At 33.8% G+C, this 16,689-nt stretch carries 18 protein-coding genes; 15 read left to right on the top strand and 3 right to left on the bottom strand.

Annotation, left to right across the window (positions count from 1 at the left end; all coding sequences use genetic code 11):
- Positions 1-13: 13 nt before the first annotated feature.
- The 12 genes from ASF10_RS13840 (at position 14) to moaA (ending at position 8,943) form a co-directional block, all read left to right on the top strand.
- The gene (locus tag ASF10_RS13840; protein ID WP_056250195.1) at positions 14-583 is read left to right on the top strand and encodes a 4Fe-4S dicluster domain-containing protein; all 570 of its coding nucleotides are present in this window, start codon (positions 14-16) and stop codon (positions 581-583) included.
- A gap of 10 nt (positions 584-593) precedes the next feature.
- Complete coding sequence (locus ASF10_RS13835; protein WP_056250193.1) at positions 594-1,112, top strand: ubiquinol-cytochrome c reductase iron-sulfur subunit; 519 nt, start codon at positions 594-596, stop codon at positions 1,110-1,112.
- Between the two features lie 17 nt (positions 1,113-1,129).
- A complete protein-coding gene (locus tag ASF10_RS13830) occupies positions 1,130-1,396 on the top strand; it encodes a DUF6755 family protein (protein WP_056250192.1) in 267 nt (88 codons plus the stop codon).
- Between the two features lie 158 nt (positions 1,397-1,554).
- Positions 1,555-2,727 (top strand): gephyrin-like molybdotransferase Glp, encoded by a 1,173-nt coding sequence (glp, locus tag ASF10_RS13825; protein WP_056250190.1) that lies wholly within the window; start codon positions 1,555-1,557, stop codon positions 2,725-2,727.
- A gap of 152 nt (positions 2,728-2,879) precedes the next feature.
- Complete coding sequence (locus ASF10_RS13820) at positions 2,880-3,626, top strand: sulfite exporter TauE/SafE family protein (protein ID WP_056250188.1); 747 nt, start codon at positions 2,880-2,882, stop codon at positions 3,624-3,626.
- Positions 3,627-3,666: 40 nt separating this feature from the next.
- Positions 3,667-4,239: a molybdenum cofactor guanylyltransferase gene (locus ASF10_RS13815; protein ID WP_056250187.1), complete on the top strand. Its 573-nt coding sequence runs from the start codon at positions 3,667-3,669 to the stop codon at positions 4,237-4,239.
- A 5-nt stretch (positions 4,240-4,244) separates the two neighbouring features.
- Positions 4,245-5,036, top strand: coding sequence for a uroporphyrinogen-III C-methyltransferase (gene cobA, locus ASF10_RS13810; RefSeq protein ID WP_056250185.1), 792 nt, complete (start codon positions 4,245-4,247; stop codon positions 5,034-5,036).
- On the top strand, positions 5,036-5,272 hold the full coding sequence (locus tag ASF10_RS13805) for a MoaD/ThiS family protein (RefSeq protein ID WP_056250183.1): 237 nt from the start codon (positions 5,036-5,038) through the stop codon (positions 5,270-5,272). Before cobA ends, ASF10_RS13805 begins: the two co-directional genes overlap by 1 nt.
- Positions 5,273-5,283: 11 nt before the next feature.
- Complete coding sequence (gene moeB, locus ASF10_RS13800) at positions 5,284-6,357, top strand: HesA/MoeB/ThiF family protein (protein WP_056250181.1); 1,074 nt, start codon at positions 5,284-5,286, stop codon at positions 6,355-6,357.
- Positions 6,358-6,604: 247 nt separating this feature from the next.
- On the top strand, positions 6,605-7,042 hold the full coding sequence (locus ASF10_RS13795) for a molybdenum cofactor biosynthesis protein MoaE (RefSeq protein ID WP_056250179.1): 438 nt from the start codon (positions 6,605-6,607) through the stop codon (positions 7,040-7,042).
- Positions 7,035-7,949 carry a bifunctional molybdenum cofactor biosynthesis protein MoaC/MoaB gene (moaCB, locus tag ASF10_RS13790; RefSeq protein WP_056250177.1) on the top strand — a complete coding sequence of 305 codons (915 nt, stop codon included), beginning with the start codon at positions 7,035-7,037 and terminating at the stop codon, positions 7,947-7,949. Before ASF10_RS13795 ends, moaCB begins: the two co-directional genes overlap by 8 nt.
- Positions 7,936-8,943, top strand: a complete 1,008-nt coding sequence (gene moaA / locus ASF10_RS13785; protein WP_056250176.1) for a GTP 3',8-cyclase MoaA — start codon at positions 7,936-7,938, stop codon at positions 8,941-8,943. Before moaCB ends, moaA begins: the two co-directional genes overlap by 14 nt.
- 74 nt (positions 8,944-9,017) lie before the next feature.
- On the opposite strand, the gene ASF10_RS13780 is transcribed toward moaA, so the two are convergent.
- Positions 9,018-9,626 (bottom strand): hypothetical protein, encoded by a 609-nt coding sequence (locus ASF10_RS13780; RefSeq protein ID WP_056250175.1) that lies wholly within the window; start codon positions 9,624-9,626, stop codon positions 9,018-9,020.
- A 333-nt stretch (positions 9,627-9,959) separates the two neighbouring features.
- On the opposite strand from ASF10_RS13780, the gene ASF10_RS13775 reads away from it, so the two are divergent.
- Genes ASF10_RS13775 through ASF10_RS13765 form a run of 3 tightly spaced genes read left to right on the top strand, consistent with a single transcriptional unit; the run spans position 9,960 to position 11,295 of the window.
- Complete coding sequence (locus ASF10_RS13775; RefSeq protein ID WP_056250174.1) at positions 9,960-10,379, top strand: SRPBCC family protein; 420 nt, start codon at positions 9,960-9,962, stop codon at positions 10,377-10,379.
- Positions 10,376-10,822: an EVE domain-containing protein gene (locus ASF10_RS13770; RefSeq protein ID WP_056250173.1), complete on the top strand. Its 447-nt coding sequence runs from the start codon at positions 10,376-10,378 to the stop codon at positions 10,820-10,822. Before ASF10_RS13775 ends, ASF10_RS13770 begins: the two co-directional genes overlap by 4 nt.
- Positions 10,823-10,836: 14 nt before the next feature.
- Complete coding sequence (locus ASF10_RS13765; protein WP_056250170.1) at positions 10,837-11,295, top strand: MarR family winged helix-turn-helix transcriptional regulator; 459 nt, start codon at positions 10,837-10,839, stop codon at positions 11,293-11,295.
- Between the two features lie 49 nt (positions 11,296-11,344).
- Here the strand turns inward: ASF10_RS13765 and ASF10_RS13760 are convergent, their stop codons facing one another.
- Together ASF10_RS13760 and ASF10_RS13750 are read right to left on the bottom strand one after the other, a co-directional pair.
- On the bottom strand, positions 11,345-12,775 hold the full coding sequence (locus ASF10_RS13760) for a rubredoxin (protein WP_056250168.1): 1,431 nt from the start codon (positions 12,773-12,775) through the stop codon (positions 11,345-11,347).
- A gap of 302 nt (positions 12,776-13,077) precedes the next feature.
- The gene (locus tag ASF10_RS13750; RefSeq protein ID WP_056250164.1) at positions 13,078-16,596 is read right to left on the bottom strand and encodes a nitrate reductase; all 3,519 of its coding nucleotides are present in this window, start codon (positions 16,594-16,596) and stop codon (positions 13,078-13,080) included.
- Positions 16,597-16,689: the final 93 nt, after the last annotated feature.

Raw genomic sequence — 16,689 nt, 5'->3', positions numbered from 1 at the left:
AAAAAAGGAAAGGATGAATTTAACTAATTTCAATAAAAACGAAGAGTTTTTTGTAGATCTGCAACGTTGCATTGGCTGTAAAGCTTGTGAAATGGCATGTGCAGAATGTGAAACAAACGGGCAGGAATCGCTAATAAGTGTAAATTATGTAGAACGGTCTTCTACAATTCAAACCACCGTACAAGTTTGTATGCATTGTGAAGATCCGGTTTGTGCAAACGTTTGTCCCGCTGATGCGATTTCGCAAGACGAATTTGGAGTTGTGCATACAGCAAATACAGAAAGATGTATAGGCTGTTCTAATTGTGTAATGGCATGTCCGTTTGGTGTTCCAAAAAAGATGGAAGAGTACGATTTGATGATGAAATGTACCATGTGTTACGATAGAACCAGTGTGGGTAAAAAACCAATGTGTGCAACTGTTTGTCCCAGCGGCGCCTTATTTTACGGAACAAGAGCTGAAATCGAAGAAATGAGACCAAACAGTTCACCAATAAACACTTTTATCTTTGGGAAAGAAACGGTAAATACCAAAGTGAATATTATGATGCCAAAAGGAAGTAAAGAATTAAGAATATATTAAATCTATATCCATGTCAAAAGAAGATAATTTAAATGAAAACTGGAAAAAGGATTTCCCAATAAAAAAACAAGAATCAACTCAGGTAAGCCGTCGTGATTTTGCTAAATTCCTGACTTTTGTTTCCGGAGGATTAATGGTAGGAAGCGGTTTTGTTGCTGCCAAAGCATATTTACTGCCAAAAGAAGGCGTTCAGGGAGAACATTTTATTTGTAATAAAGAAGAAATTCCGGTAGGAGGAACGAGAGGTTTTGTAATAGAGGGAAGTACAATTCCATATATATTGATTCATCTCGAAAGTGGTGATTTCAGGGCTTATGAGCAAAAATGCACCCATCTTTCCTGTTCTGTATTCTACAAACCCGGGACCGGAATAATTCATTGTCCGTGTCATGAAGGTTCATTTGATGCCATGACGGGAGATGTAATTGCAGGACCACCGCCAAGAGCTTTGCCACAGTTAGATGTGTTTTTTAAAGACAACGGCGTATACGTAAAAGCACTAATAGAAAAAAAAGACATTTATTTATAAATCCAATATTCATATCAATGAGCACATTTAGAAGAAGTCAGAACAGCGCAAATCCTAATAAGCTTAATAACATACTTTCTACACTCATTTTTGTTTTAATTTTAAACGTGAGTATTCAAATTTGGCTATTATATGCTTCCTTAAACAATGCTTTAGACAATAATAAAGAAATATTATTGCCCGCTTTTATAGCTTCGGCAATCTTATTTTTTATTGGATTTGCATGGATGTATTATTTGCCAACAGGAAATTTTAAAAGAAAAAATTTAAAAAACCATCATTAAAAAAGGCAAACAAGGCTATTTATCACTTTTTCTGGAAGTTTATGGAGAATTAAGCTTAAATTTATATTCTTTAAAATTTTTAGATTATTAATGATTAAAACTAAGTAAAAGTACTTATATTTGTAATAAGTGTTTTTTGCTTGTATAAAATAGCAACCATGATCCAAGTCGCAGAAGCCTTATCAATTATTGAAGAGAATAGCACTCGAATGCCAGTTCAGAAAATTCAAGTGAATAAATCATTGGGATATATTTTAGCAGAAACTATTTATTCGCCCATTGCAATGCCGCCATTTCGCCAATCAGCAATGGATGGTTATGCTTTTATTCATAGTGAAAGACATCAATATGATATAGTAGGAATTTCTCAGGCGGGAGATCATTCGAAAACAGAACTCAAAGAAAACCAAACAGTACGGATTTTTACAGGTGCACATGTGCCGGATAATGCTGATACTGTGGTTATGCAGGAACATGTGATGGCTAATGAAAATTCGATTTTGATTACCAGAATGCCGGAAAAACATACAAATGTCCGCAAAAAAGGAGAACAAATTGGTGAAGGAGAAATTGTTTTTGATGCGAATACCTTGATTACACCTGCAGCAATTGGTTTTTTGGCCTGTTTAGGAATCACTGAAATCGAAGTTTATAAAAAGCCTAAAGTAGCTATTTTAGTCACAGGAAATGAATTGGTAGAACCCGGTAAAAAACTGTCTAAAGGAAAAATTTACGAAAGCAATTCAGTGATGTTGCAAGCTGGGCTTCAGACAATCGGAATTAAAAAAACGAAGGTTTACAAAGTAAAAGATAATCTAAAAGCAACAAAAAAGGCATTAAAAGAAATTTTAAAGAAATATGATATTGTATTGATTTCAGGTGGGATTTCTGTTGGGGATTATGATTTTGTAAAAGAAGCTTTGCTTGAAAATGAAGTACAGCAACTTTTTTATAAAATCAATCAGAAACCCGGAAAGCCAATGTTTTTTGGCTCTAAAAATGAAACCTTGGTTTTTGCTTTGCCAGGAAATCCGGCTTCGTCATTAACGAATTTTTATATTTATGTGTATCCGGCAATCAAAAACAGAATGGGCTTTTCTGATATTCATTTAAAGAAAATGCTCCGAAAGTTAAATGATCCGGTTACCAATACAACAGGAAAAACATTATTTTTAAAAGCGTTGTATGATGAAACTAATGTTACGGTTTTAGAAGGGCAGAGTTCAGCAATGCTCAATACTTTTGCAATTGCCAATAGTTTATTAGTAGTTCCTCATGATGTAGAAACTATAAAAAAAGGACAATTGGTTACTCTTTTGCCAATAGATTAGTTTTTGATATAGAGAATAGAATAAAGAGAATAGAATAAAGAGAATTCAGTAAAAAGTTGGAAAGGCAGTATGTAAATTTAAACATATAGCTTAAACGTGAAACAAGGAAAACTTGAAACCTGAAACAAAAAATAAAACCTGAAATAAAAATTATGAGCCTTCTTAGTTCCGAAAATATTGTATTATTCAGCTTCGCTTTAATCGTGATTGCTTTCTTGTATTCTAGTGTAGGTCATGGCGGGGCATCAGGTTATTTGGCATTGATGACAATTTTTGCTTTTCCGGTGTCGATTATGAAACCTTCGGCGCTGTTATTGAATTTATTTGTATCCAGTATTTCGTTTTTGTTTTATTACAGAATGAATTATTTTAAACCAAAGCTTTTTTATCCGTTTGCCATTGCCTCAGTTCCTGCCGCGTTTATTGGTGGTTTTGTGACTTTAGACAATACGATTTATAAAATTATTTTAGGTCTTGTATTGGTTTTTGCAGCACTTAGATTGTTTGGGATATTCAATTTTAAAGAAAAAGAAGCAGTCGGAATTAAACTGCCATTTGCATTGGCAATAGGATTTATAATAGGATTATTGTCCGGAATGTTAGGTATTGGCGGCGGAATTATCCTAAGTCCGATATTATTGTTTTTAGGCTGGGCAAATGTTAAAGAATCCGCAGCAATATCAAGTTTGTTCATTTTTGTAAATTCATCTGCAGGAATGTTAGGATTCTTTTTAGGAGGAAAAATGATTCCGATAGAGAGTTTTTATTTAGTTCCTATTGCAGTTGTTGGAGGAGTTTTAGGCGGATTTTACGGAAGTGGATATTTTTCTAACAGAACACTAAAAATGGTTTTGGGTGTTGTAATTTTAATGGCAAGTATAAAATTGATTTTTCCTTAAAAGGAGTTTTAAAAATAATTTAGTTATTAAATAGTCTGAGATGGAATCACTAACAGCATTTATTTTATGTGGAGGAAAAAGTTCTCGAATGCAGTCAGAGAAAGGATTAGTTCTGTTTAAAAACAAACCATTTATTGAACATATTATTAAGGCTATTTTGCCCATAACAGCAAATATTAAATTAATAACAACTAATAAAGAATATGATTATTTGACGTATCAAAAAATACCGGATATAATTTCAGACAAAGGGCCTTTGGGAGGAATTTATACGGCTTTGATAAATTCTGAAACTGAATTTAATCTGATTCTTAGTTGTGATATTCCGTTAATTTCAACCGAATTATTATCAGAATTAGTTTCAAAACATAATCAGGAAGCTGAAATTACAGTTTTTGCTTCAGAAAGCAGAATGCATCCGTTAATAGGTATTTATGCTAAAAAAGTATTACCCGTTATCAAAAGCGCAATTGATAATGACGATTTAAAAATGATGAATTTAATAGCGAAAGTTCCGCATCAAATCATCACAATAGAAGAGAGTGAAAATTTTCCTTTGACTAATATTAATTCGGCTGACGAATTAAACGACCTGAATATCAATTTAAGTTAAAAGCTATGCGAGATTTAAAAACACCAAAATTAACAATTGTAGGCGCAGGTCCTGGCGATGCTGAATTGATTACGCTTAAAGCTATTAAAGCTCTGGAAAAAGCTGATGTTGTTTTATATGATGCGCTTGTCAACGAAGAATTATTGCAATATGCAACAAAAGCAGAAATTGTTTTTGTTGGCAAACGATTAGGATGTCACGCTTATACACAAGATCAGATTAACGAATTGATTGTTTCAATGGCAAACCGTTACGGTCATGTGGTACGTTTAAAAGGCGGTGATCCGTTTATTTTTGGAAGAGGAAGTGAAGAAATTGAATATGTAGAACAATTTGGGGTAGAAACCGATATTGTTCCAGGAATTTCATCTGCTTTAGGTGTTCCGGCTTCCGTTGGAATAAGTCTGACACAACGCCAGATAGCCGAAAGTTTTTGGGTTATTACAGGAACAACTTCCAATCATGAATTGTCAAAAGATGTTTATTTGGCTTCAAAATCAAATGCAACGGTTGTTATTTTAATGGGAATGCATAAATTAGAGGAAATCATTTCTATCTATCAGCAAAACCGACATGATGATTTACCGATAGCGATTATCCAGAACGGAACTAAAAATACAGAGCAAAAAGTAGTAGGAACAATAAGCTCGATTAGTAAATTAGTAGCAGAAAATAAAATTTCGTCACCCGCAATTATAGTAATTGGAGAAGTAGTAAAGAATACTTCAAGGTTAACGTCTTATTTTCAGGAACACTTTGAAGATGAATTTATTTTTCAGAATTTAAATTTAAAATAATGATTGAAATAAAATATTTTGGTGCTGTAGCAGAAAAGACAAAATGTAGCTTCGAAAAAATATCTTATTCTGAAGTATCACTGCAAAAAGTATTGCAGGATTTAGAAGAAAAATATCAATTTGAGTCCATGTCTTTTAGTGTGGCAGTCAATCAGAAAATTATACCAAAAGCAACAGATTTCACGTTACAAACTAGTGATATTGTGGCGCTTTTACCACCTTTTGCAGGAGGATAAACTAAATTAAAATGAATACAACAGCACGTTACAACAGGCAAATAATTCTTCCAGAAATAGGAGATATTGGTCAGGATAAATTATCGAAAGCAAAAGTTCTGGTTATTGGCGCCGGAGGTTTGGGAGCTTCTATATTACCTTATTTAGCTGCTGCAGGTGTTGGAGAAATAGGAATTACAGATGATGACATTATCGAAATTTCGAATTTGCATCGCCAGGTAATTTATAAAAGTTCTGCTGTTGGAAAATATAAAGCTGACGAAGCAAAACTGAGAATTTCTGAATTGAATCCGCTTGTAAAAGTCAATTCGATTGCTGAAAAATTATCAGGAATAAATGCAATTGCCTTATTCGAAAAGTATGATATTATTGTTGACGCAACAGATAATATTGCTATTAAATATCTCATTAATGATGCTTGTATAATAACGAATAAACCATTGGTTTACGGATCTATTTTTAGGTTTCAGGGTCAGGTTTCGGTATTTAATTATCAAAACGGACCGACTTACAGATGTTTATATCCGGATGAAAATACCCAGTCTGCGAGTTGTGAAGATGCCGGAGTAATTGGAATCACGGTTGGAATTATCGGAATGCTTCAGGCAAACGAAGTCATCAAAATGATTCTGAAAATAGGAGAAGTTTTAAGCGGAAAAATATTAGTTTACAATATTTTAAATAATGAACAGCAAAAGTATGATTTTGATAAAAGTGATGTTCCGTTAATAAATAGAGATATATTCGATGAAAAATATAATAAATCTATAAATCAGATTGAAGAAGTAAATTTTGAATCAGTTTTTGATGAAATTAATAACGATGAGGTTTTATTTTTAGATGTTAGAAATGAAGATGAATTGCCAAAAATTAGTTTAAAAAATCAAATTCAGATATCTTTAATAGATTTAGAAAATGAAATCGAAAAACGGGATAAAAGCCAAACAATTTACGTTTTTTGTCAATCCGGAATCAGAAGTAAAATAGCAGCAGAATTGCTTCAGAAAAAGCAATTTAAAAATGTAAAAAGTATTGCTGGAGGAGCTTTGGCAATGAAGCAGTTATTAGAAGAAATAAAAATATAGCCACAGATTATAAACAGTTAATGGTTTCGTATCGTTTGTCATTTCGACAGAGGAGAAATCACATTGGAAACTCCGCAAAGAAAATCGCCAAGCTATGTCGATTTACGAGTGTGATTTATCCTCTGTCGAAATGACAAGATCGCGGTTGGTTTTTGGAAATAGATTTAATTAGTGAAAATTAGTGAAATTCGTGGCAAAAAAAAATCAATATAAGCAATGTAATCTGTGGCAAAAAAAATAAAATATAATGAGTAAAAATGTATTTGTAGAAGGACCAATTGCTCCTGAATTCATCGCTGAGTCTATCGCGAAACACCAATCAAAACATACGATTGGTGCGCACAATATTTTTTTAGGACAAGTTCGCGCAGATGTTATTCATGACAATACGGTTGTAGCAATCGATTATACAGCTTATACGGATATGGCAAACGAAGCTTTGCATGCGATTCGCGAAAAAGCTTTTGCTAAATTCGATTTAACCTGCATGCATATTTACCACAGTTTAGGCGTGGTAAAAGCGGGAGAAATTTGTTTGTTCGTATTTGTATCGGCGACAAGACGCAAACAAGTTTATGAAGCAACAGAAGCCATTGTAAACTGGATAAAAACCGATGTGCCAATTTTTGGTAAAGAAATGTTTGAAAACGATACATTCACCTGGAAACAAAATACTAATGGTTGATATTACGCATAAAATAAACACATTAAGAACAGCAACAGCAACAGCAATTGTCAAAGTTAGTAAACAGGAAACAATTGATGCGGTGGTGAATAATCTAGTTCCGAAAGGGAATGTGTTTGAAATGGCAAAAACAGCCGGATTATTTGCAGTGAAAAATACACATTTGTCGATTCCGGATTGTCATCCCATTCCAATTGAATTTACTTCGGTAGACTATAAAATTGAGGATCTTGAAATTCAGATAATCTTCAATGTAAAAACGGTTTACAAAACCGGAGTCGAGGTAGAAGCCATGCACGGCGCTTCAATAGTAGCGTTGACGATGTATGACATGCTAAAACCAATTGACAAGGAAATCGAGATTTCGACGATTAAATTAATCAATAAAGAAGGCGGTAAATCGTCTTTCAAAAATAAATTTTCGAATACCATAAAAGCAGCCGTTTTTGTTTGTTCTGATTCGATTTTTGCCGGTGAAAAGGAAGATCGTTCGGGAAAAATTATTGTAGAAAAACTGGACGCGTGCGGAGTAGAAACGGCTCATTATGAAATTATTCCTGACGAATTGGATATTATTCAGGAAAAAGCAAAGGCTTTCGCCAAAGAACATCAGTTAATAATTTTTACCGGAGGAACGGGATTATCGCCAAGAGATATTACGCCCGAAGCCTTATCGCCATTACTGGAAAGCAGAATTCCGGGAATCGAAGAAGCCATTCGCAATTATGGTCAGCAAAGAATGCCATACGCTATGTTATCCAGAACAGTTGCTGGAACATTAGGAAAAAGTTTGATTTTGGCTTTGCCGGGATCAACAAACGGAGCCAGAGAATCTATGGATGCTGTTTTCCCTCATGTATTGCATGTTTTTCATATTTTAAAAGGAAAAAATCATGATACCCTCTAAAACCATTTTAACGGATGATTTTGGACGAAAACACAATTATTTGCGTATTTCGTTACTAGAGAAATGCAATTTGCGTTGTACGTATTGCATGCCTGCTGACGGAATCGAATTGTCTCCTAAAGCCAGTTTAATGACGGCAGACGAGATTTTTTCTATTGCCCGGACTTTCGTAGAAAATGGTGTTGACAAAATTAGATTAACAGGAGGAGAACCACTTTTGCGAAAAGATTTTCCGGAGATCGCTTCAAAATTAGCAACTCTTGAAGTCTCTCTTTCAATAACTACAAATGGTATTTTAATAGATCGCCATATTGATGTTTTAAAGCAGTATGGAATAAATAAAATCAATTTGAGTTTAGATACTTTGATCTCGTCTAAATTTCATTCTATAACGCTAAGAAATCAGTTTGAGAAAGTTGTAGATAATTTGCATTTACTTTTGAATAATGATTTTAAAGTTAAAGTAAATGTGGTTTTAATGAAAGGTTTTAATGAAAATGAAATTATAAATTTTGTCCAGTTAACACAGTTTTTACCCCTTTCAATTCGTTTTATTGAATTTATGCCTTTTGCGGGAAATGAGTGGGACAGAAGCAAAATGATTTCTCAAAAAGAGATTTTATCAGAACTGGAAAAAACTTTTTTGCCTGAAGAAATATTGAAATTAGAAGATGAAAAAAACTTTACAGCAAGAACGTATAAAATAAAAGGTTATCAGGGCGATTTTGGAATCATAAGTTCCATTACAAATCCGTTTTGTGATGGCTGCAACAGAATTCGTCTTACCGCAAACGGAAAAATCAAAAATTGTCTTTTCTCTAATTCAGAAACTGATTTACTTACGCCTTTGAGAAATGGAGAAGAGATTACGAATCTAATTTCCGATTCTGTTAAAAGTAAAAAGAAAGTCAGGGCAGGAATGGTTACTATTGAAGAAATGGACGATCCTTCATTGCATTTTGATAATCGCAGTATGATTGCGATTGGAGGATAAGTTTGCTTCGTGCCTTGCGATGACAAAAGAGAGCATAAAAAAAAGGTTCAACTATAAGTCAAACCTTTTTGGTATTATTTTTTCTTTTTAGCTTTTGCTTTTTTCTGAGCTTTAGCTTTCTTTTTTGCTATTTTTTTCGCTTTCGCTTTATCTTTCGCTTTTTTTGCCTTTTCTTTTTTCTTAGCGGCAGCTTTTAGTTTTGCTTTTTTAGCTTTCTCTTTCTTTTTGTCTTTTTTAGCCTGATCTTTTTTCTTCGCTAATTTCTTTTTCTCTTTGTCCTTGTCTTTGTCTTTCACTTTTTTCTTCTTTTTATCTGATTTATCTTTCTTAGTTTCTTCTTTTGAAGTTATCTCAATTTCTTTGTTTTGCTTTGGTGCTGTAACTTCTTTTATAACTTCTGGCTTTATGGAAGAAGCCGGAGCTGTAACTTTTTTTGCCGGAGTTCTTCGAACTGTAGTTTTAGGCGTGGTTGATGCTGCAGTTTTTGTTGTAGCTTTTGGTGTAGCATTTGTTGATGAAGCCGGTTTTGCAGCAGTTGCTGGTTTAACAGGTGTTGTTTTGCGAACTGGTGTTTTTGCAGCAGGAGTATTTACCGTTTTTATATTTTCTGTAGCAGGCTGAATATTTTCAGGTGTTGGCGAATCGATTTTTTCCGGGGTAACTTCTTCGTTGTTGTTTTCCATAATAATGTGCTTTTAGATGATGATTTCTTTAACAATGTAACTAAATTGTTAATTCACAGTTAAGTAAAGATAACCAATAAACAAATCTCCCAATGTTAAGTTTTCATTTAAAAATAAATTATAAGCATCTTATTTTTAATAGATTAAGTTTTTTGTGAATTTTAAGGAGTAAAATCTCTTAACAATTCCACTGACGAAAAAAGCATTGAAACTCTTAATTGTAGCTTGTTTTTCGGTTATTTTAAGTAAAAAGTAAAAAAAAATTAAATGAAATAGTTATTATTATAAGTACGCTTACTATATTTGCACTTATTAATTTTAATTTAAAATAAAATGTGGTCAAAATCTCATTCAATAATAACAAAAGAGGTAACGAAAGAGCAAATGTGGAATTTATTTGCAGATGTAAACAATTGGCATACTTGGGATACAGGAATTGAATATGCCAAATTAGAAGGTAATTTTGAAAAAGGAAACCATTTTTTACTAAGACCAAAAGGCGGTCCAAACGTAAAAGTTGAATTATTAGAAGTGGTAGAAAATAAAAGATTCCTTGATGTTACTAATTTTCCTTTGGCCAAAATGTATGATGAACATTTGTTTGAAGAAACTCCTGACGGATTAAAAATTACGAATATTATAACTGTAAAAGGATTATTAAGTTTCCTTTGGGTAAAATTAGTTGCAAAAAAGATCGTTGATGCTTTGCCTGTGGATGTTCAGGAGCAAATTAAAGCCGCTTCCAGATTATGAGAACAAAGAAATATTGGATAGCGACAATCTCAAAAGAGCATGCACAAAGAGCTATAAATGGCGGATTTATTCAGGTTTGTCATGGAAAAGAAGCACCATTGAAAAGAATGCAAAAGGAAGATTGTATTTTAATATACTCGTCTAAAATAACGATGGAAGGAAATGAAAAATGCCAATCTTTTACAGCTTTAGGAAAAGTAGTTGGTGATGAAGTATATGCTTTTCAGATGACAGAAAATTTTATTCCTTTTAGACGAAATATTCAATTTATGGATGCGAGTGAAGTTTCGATACTTCCGTTAATTGAAAATTTGGAATTTATACCCAATAAAAAATCCTGGGGATATCCATTTCGTTACGGGTTCTTTGAAATCAACGAAAATGATTTTAACTTTATAACTTCAAAAATGATTTCTAAAACAAACGTTACAAACAATTCGTAACAGAAAAAATAAAAATGAGTAAAGCAGAAGATAATACATTTAGTGTTGAAAAACCCGAAGAGAGTTCTGGTTTTTTGTTGTGGCAAGTAACGAATCTTTGGCAACGCGAAATCAAAAAAGCTTTAGAAGAACATAATATCACGCATTCACAATTTGTGTTGATGGCAAGTATACATTGGCTTACGCTTCATGCACAAGAAGTTACGCAAATTATTCTTTCGGCGCATACTAAAATTGACCCTATGACGACTTCTACGGTTTTGAGAACTCTGCAGCAAAAAAGCCTCATTGCGAGAAAGGAACATGCTACAGATACAAGAGCCAAAGTAGTTGTATTGACAGATTTAGGAAAAAAAATCATTAAGAAAGCGATTGTTACTGTTGAAGATTTTGATCGAAAATTCTTTGCTGTTACCGGAGTAAATACAAAAGATTTAAACCAAAATTTAATAGCATTATTAGAACAAAAATAAATCGGTTCTGCTCAGAATGAATACAATTGGGCTGAGCAGAATCGAAAGATTAATTTGCTACAACTTCAAGAATCTTAAAATTACTTTTTGGTGCTTCGCATAAAGAGCAACAATAACTTTCTGATAAATCTGTAAATAAAATACCTTTCGGGATTCCTTGGCTTTCATCTCCATATTCTGATTTATAAAGCGTTAAACATTCCTGACATTGGTAAATATCGAGTTGCGTTTTTTCTTTATTCTGTAAATTTTCCGTTGTTTCGGGAATCAAATTTCCTAGTTCTTCAAAGTATTTTCGGCTTAATTCAATTAATATTGTAGGCAGTTCGAGTTTGTCTATATCTTGCGAATGCACTACATATTCCCGCGTATTGGCATCGAAATTCTTTGCATGTAATACATTATAAGTGTCTCTGATTTTAATAGATTCCAGATCTTTTGGCAAGTCATTTTTTTCGACTACAATTGAAGTAAAATAATGTCCATCACGATTGTACTCTGATAAACCAAAAGTCAATCCGTAAGTGCTAATGTCAAACTGATCTAAAGTTCGAACCAAAAAAGTTTTAAGATTAAGCGCCCATTCCATCGCAACGGGCAAATGCCAATTTAGTTCTAATAACGAATGACGCACGTTGATACCTCTTTTTCCTAAAAATTTTTCCCATTCCAGTTTTCGATCCTTTGGGATTCCTTTTACGATAAAGGATTTCCAGGGCGTGATACATAATTTTCCAATTTTGCAATCAAAACACAAATCACACATTTCTTTTAGAAAACCTAAATCGTATAAATTATTTCTCCAATACAAACCCAGCCAATATTGATCGATTCCCATACGGTTCATACCTTCATAATAAGGAAAAGGATAAAACGGAATATTCAAAGGCTTATCAATTGTCCTGTTATTGGTATCCAGAGCTTCACTCACAAGTGCAAATATCATATCGATTCCAAGAGATTCTTGAGCTGTAATTTTTTCGATTTCATAATAAAATTGCGCAATATCCCAGCTGTAAATCAAAATAGGATAAACTTCCATGCGTTGCCAATTTGGTAAACGAATGTATAAATACCAATAATCTTCATGTTCTGAAGCAATAAAATTAAGATGTCCCGTAAACAAAGGAACGAGTTGCTGTTTGGGATCGTTTATATTGACCTTTAATTTTGGCTGCTCTTTAAATTGCTCTAAAATATATAGAAACTTATTGCCTGTAAGCCAATTTGTATTTCTAAAAATATCCGTAGAAACATAAGACGAAACGATATTATTGCCACTTTTTTGTTCTGGAAAAACAAAATGATGCTTGCCTAATTTTTCTTTATCTAAAGTTTTAAACCCTTTTGGGAAAATAATATCCTGCCTGGAACCAAATGAAATAGAATCCAAACCCTGATCCATTGCCATATTGACTACTTCTCTTAATTCCCCCGGCGAAATAACGCCTCCTTTTACTATTAGTCTTGTTAGTTCCATTTTTTTAATTTTTGTTTCAAGTTTTATTTGTTTCAGGTTTCAAGTTGTTGGATTGTGTTGATTTAACCACAGAGTTCGCAAAGTTTTTTCGCAAAGGTTTATATTATGTGTATAAGTTTTTTTCTATCGAAAAAGTTCACAAAGCGATACTTTTAGATCTTTGCCCAAAGCTTTGTGAACTTTGGTTATTTATTGAAACATCAATAAAAAAAACTTTGCGAAACTCTGCGAAAAAACTTTGCGAACTCTGCGGTAAAATTTATGTTCAAAGTAAAGTAACATGAAACATGAAACAAAAGAAACTAAACTTTACACTTCGCCAATATCTCTTTAACCTCTGTTTTACAACTTCCGCAGCCTAATCCTGCGCCGGTATTTTTGCATAAATCTGTAAAATTATTGACACCGCTTTTTATGGTTTCCTCAATGTTTCCGGCACCAACCTGACTGCAGGAACAAACTAATTTTCCCAGAACTGGTTTTGCATTTGAACTTCCTCTGAGTAATAAATTTCGTTTGTCTGATAATTCGATTTTGCTTTCGATCATGGTTTTAAACTCAGCAAATTCATTTTTATCACCCATTAAAATAGCGCCAACAAGAAGATCATCTTTTACAATACATTTTTTGTAATACCTTTTTTTCAGATCTGTAAAAACGATTTCTTCATACGAATCATCGTTTTCCGGAATTTCGATATCGCCAATACTACAAAGGTTAATATCTTCTAATTTTAGAATATTCATTAAAATAGAACCTTTGTAAAAACTACTGATATCACCAGCCAGAAAGTTAGCCAGAATATCAGCTTGTTCTTCTGCCGCTGATGTGATTCCGAATAATTTATTATTGAATTCGGCTATTTCTCCAATCGCAAAAACATCAGGATTTGACGTTTGCAAATACTGGTTAACTTTTACGCCACGCCCACAGGAAAGACCGCTTTCTCTGGCAATTTCGATATTAGGAATTGTTCCAATGGTGTAAACGATTGCATTTGCGGTAATAATTCTGCCACTTTTTAAAGCAATTTCTATTTCGTGAGGATTATCAGTTTCAAAAACGGTACTTACTTCATTATCAAAGTAAATCTGAATGTCGCGAAGCTGAACTTCCTCCGCCAATAATTTACTTGAGATTCTATCTAATTGGCGTTCCATCAATCGGGAAGCTCTTTGAACAATTGTTGTTTTTACTTTTTTATGTTTTAAGGCAGCAGCCAATTCAAGACCTAATAAACCTCCGCCAATTATCACAACATGTTGTTCTTCGGGTGGTAAATTAGTACTGTCTAAATGTTTTTTTAAACGGTCAGCATCTTCTTTTCGCCTTACGGTAAATCTCCCCGGAAGATGAAGTTGTGCATTTTCCGGAACAAAAGGACGGCTTCCGGTTGCCATAATCAGCGAATCATACGTATGAATTTCTCCTAAACTATCAGTTATTATTTTTTTAGTAGAATCAATTTTAGTGATCGCAATACCGGCATTCATGGTAATTTTTAGTTTACTTAAAGCTTCGCCATCTTTCACTTTTAGTAATTGTTCCCACGTAAATTCTCCCGTCATATATTCAGGAAGTAAAACCCGATTGTAAAATGGATTTACTTCATTCGAAAAAACTACAATTTCATCTGTAGAGTTAAATTCGCGATAGTTTTGAATAAACCTGAAAGCCGCAGCTCCAGCGCCTATAATGGCAATTTTCTGAAATGGTTTAACATATTTGGTAATATTGACCGTTGTGTACTTAAAATCTGGTTCTTTAGAAACCGGATCAACCACTGTATTCGTCAAATTATTGGTTCTGTTCAAATCATTTTCCAGTTGTTTTCCCCAATGCATCGGCAGAAAAACGACTTTTTCTTTAATCGAGTCTGTTACTTTTGCTTTTACACGAACTTCTCCGTTTTTGCTGGAAACTATAACAATATCACCGTTTTTAATATCATTTTTAAAAGCATCTATTGGGTTAATTTCCAAAACCAGACTCGGTGTGTGCGTCATCAACCTCGATACTTTTCCGGTTTTTGTCATCGTATGCCATTGATCGCGAACTCGTCCTGTTGTTAAAATAAACGGAAATTGCGAATTAGGCTGTTCTGATGTATTTTCTATTGCTGTGGGCAAATTGAAAATTGCTTTTTGCGATGGCGTATAAAATTTCTTATCTGTAAACAGGCGAGGAGTTCCCGGATGTCCATAGTCAGGAACCGGCCATTGAAAAGTGCCTTCGGTTTTTAAACGATGATAATTTAAGAACGAAATATCGATATTGGTGTTTTTAGTTAGCGCACAATGTTCTTTATAAATTTCCTCTGCGCTATTAAAATTAAAACCATTGAAATTCATTTTTTTAGCAAATCGAATTAAAATTTCAATGTCAGAAAGTGCTTCACCCGGAGCATTGATTCCTTTGGGTAAATAAGATATCCGACGTTCAGAGTTGGTCATCGTACCTTCTTTTTCTAACCAACCCGCAGCAGGCAGTAATAAATCGGCATATTTTGAAGTATCAGCATTATGCGAAATATCCTGAACAACTACAAATTTTGCATTTTGCAATGCTTTTTCGATTCGGCGGGAATCCGGTAAACTAACTAACGGATTAGTGCAAATAATCCAGACCGCTTTCATTTTTCCGGATTCCAGCGCTTCAAACATTTCGGTTGCCGTTAAACCCGGTTTATCTGATATTTCATCGACGCCCCAAAAATCGGCAACTTCTTTGCGATGTTCAGGATTGGCGATGTCTTTGTGTGCGGCTAAAAGTGTTGCCATTCCGCCAACTTCACGTCCTCCCATTGCGTTGGGTTGTCCGGTTAAAGAAAATGGTCCAGAACCCGGTTTACCAATTTGTCCCGTTAATAATGATAAATTAAGTAATGCCGTATTTTTATCGACCCCAACGGCACTTTGGTTCAGTCCCATCGCCCAAAGCGAAATAAAACCTTTTGCTTTGCCTATAATATCCGCAGCAAGTTTGATATCACTTACAGAAATACCACAGATCTTAGAAGCTTTTTCTAACGAAGTACTTAAAACTAAGTCTTTATATTGTTTGAAATTTTCGGCATTATTTTTTACAAAATCGTGATCTACGTAACCTTTTTCGATAATACGTTTGGCAATGGCATGATATAATATAATATCAGATCCCGGAATAATCTGCAAATGCAAATCGGCAAAAGCAGCTGTATCCGTACGCCTTGGATCGATAACAATGATTTTTATTTTCGGATTTTTCTCCTTGTGTTTTTCAATTCTTCTAAACAAAATAGGATGACACCAAGCTGGGTTTGCACCCGTAATCAGGAAAGTATCGGCTAATTCGATATCGTCATAAGCGATTGGAACTGAATCTTCTCCAAAAGTTTTTTTATATCCTACAACGGCAGAACTCATGCAAAGACGAGAATTGGTATCGATATTATTAGTTTTTAAAAATCCTTTTACGAGTTTATTTACCAAATAATATTCTTCGGTTAAACACTGACCGGAAATATAAAAACCAACGCTGTCCGGCCCGTATTTTTTTATGATAGAAGTAAAAACAGCAGCAGCGCGATCAAACGCTGTATCCCAACTCACTCGTTCTAACGGATATGATTTACTGCCACGCATTTCAGGATACAAAATCCTGTCTGAAGTATCATTGACTACGTAGTGCAAATTCATTCCTTTAGAACACAACATTCCTTTGTTTACAGGATGGTCTTTGTCGCCCGTTACCATTACACCATTTTTGGCATCTTTGGTCACAATTATGCCACAGCCAACGCCACAATACGAACAGGTAGTTTTGATTTTGGTATTTTGCATTACAGCTTTTTTTGGATACTACTAATAATAAATCTGGAGATCTAAATAAATCACTTATTTAAGTCTAAACAAAAATAAGTATTTTTACGTATA

This window comes from Flavobacterium sp. Leaf82 (assembly GCF_001422725.1).
Lineage (GTDB): Bacteria > Bacteroidota > Bacteroidia > Flavobacteriales > Flavobacteriaceae > Flavobacterium.
Note: the sequence above shows the minus strand (reverse complement) of the source record. Positions and strands in the feature narration are given on the sequence as shown.

Coding starts and splice junctions, on each gene's coding strand:
- ASF10_RS13775 (WP_056250174.1), top strand. CDS start 9,960: ATGTGGTCAAAATCTCATTCAATAATAACAAAAGAGGTAACGAAAGAG.
- ASF10_RS13760 (WP_056250168.1), bottom strand. CDS start 12,775: ATGGAACTAACAAGACTAATAGTAAAAGGAGGCGTTATTTCGCCGGGG.
- ASF10_RS13820 (WP_056250188.1), top strand. CDS start 2,880: ATGAGCCTTCTTAGTTCCGAAAATATTGTATTATTCAGCTTCGCTTTA.
- ASF10_RS13795 (WP_056250179.1), top strand. CDS start 6,605: ATGAGTAAAAATGTATTTGTAGAAGGACCAATTGCTCCTGAATTCATC.
- glp (WP_056250190.1), top strand. CDS start 1,555: ATGATCCAAGTCGCAGAAGCCTTATCAATTATTGAAGAGAATAGCACT.
- ASF10_RS13780 (WP_056250175.1), bottom strand. CDS start 9,626: ATGGAAAACAACAACGAAGAAGTTACCCCGGAAAAAATCGATTCGCCA.
- ASF10_RS13750 (WP_056250164.1), bottom strand. CDS start 16,596: ATGCAAAATACCAAAATCAAAACTACCTGTTCGTATTGTGGCGTTGGC.
- ASF10_RS13765 (WP_056250170.1), top strand. CDS start 10,837: ATGAGTAAAGCAGAAGATAATACATTTAGTGTTGAAAAACCCGAAGAG.
- ASF10_RS13830 (WP_056250192.1), top strand. CDS start 1,130: ATGAGCACATTTAGAAGAAGTCAGAACAGCGCAAATCCTAATAAGCTT.
- moaCB (WP_056250177.1), top strand. CDS start 7,035: ATGGTTGATATTACGCATAAAATAAACACATTAAGAACAGCAACAGCA.
- ASF10_RS13805 (WP_056250183.1), top strand. CDS start 5,036: ATGATTGAAATAAAATATTTTGGTGCTGTAGCAGAAAAGACAAAATGT.
- cobA (WP_056250185.1), top strand. CDS start 4,245: ATGCGAGATTTAAAAACACCAAAATTAACAATTGTAGGCGCAGGTCCT.
- ASF10_RS13835 (WP_056250193.1), top strand. CDS start 594: ATGTCAAAAGAAGATAATTTAAATGAAAACTGGAAAAAGGATTTCCCA.
- ASF10_RS13815 (WP_056250187.1), top strand. CDS start 3,667: ATGGAATCACTAACAGCATTTATTTTATGTGGAGGAAAAAGTTCTCGA.
- moeB (WP_056250181.1), top strand. CDS start 5,284: ATGAATACAACAGCACGTTACAACAGGCAAATAATTCTTCCAGAAATA.
- moaA (WP_056250176.1), top strand. CDS start 7,936: ATGATACCCTCTAAAACCATTTTAACGGATGATTTTGGACGAAAACAC.
- ASF10_RS13840 (WP_056250195.1), top strand. CDS start 14: ATGAATTTAACTAATTTCAATAAAAACGAAGAGTTTTTTGTAGATCTG.
- ASF10_RS13770 (WP_056250173.1), top strand. CDS start 10,376: ATGAGAACAAAGAAATATTGGATAGCGACAATCTCAAAAGAGCATGCA.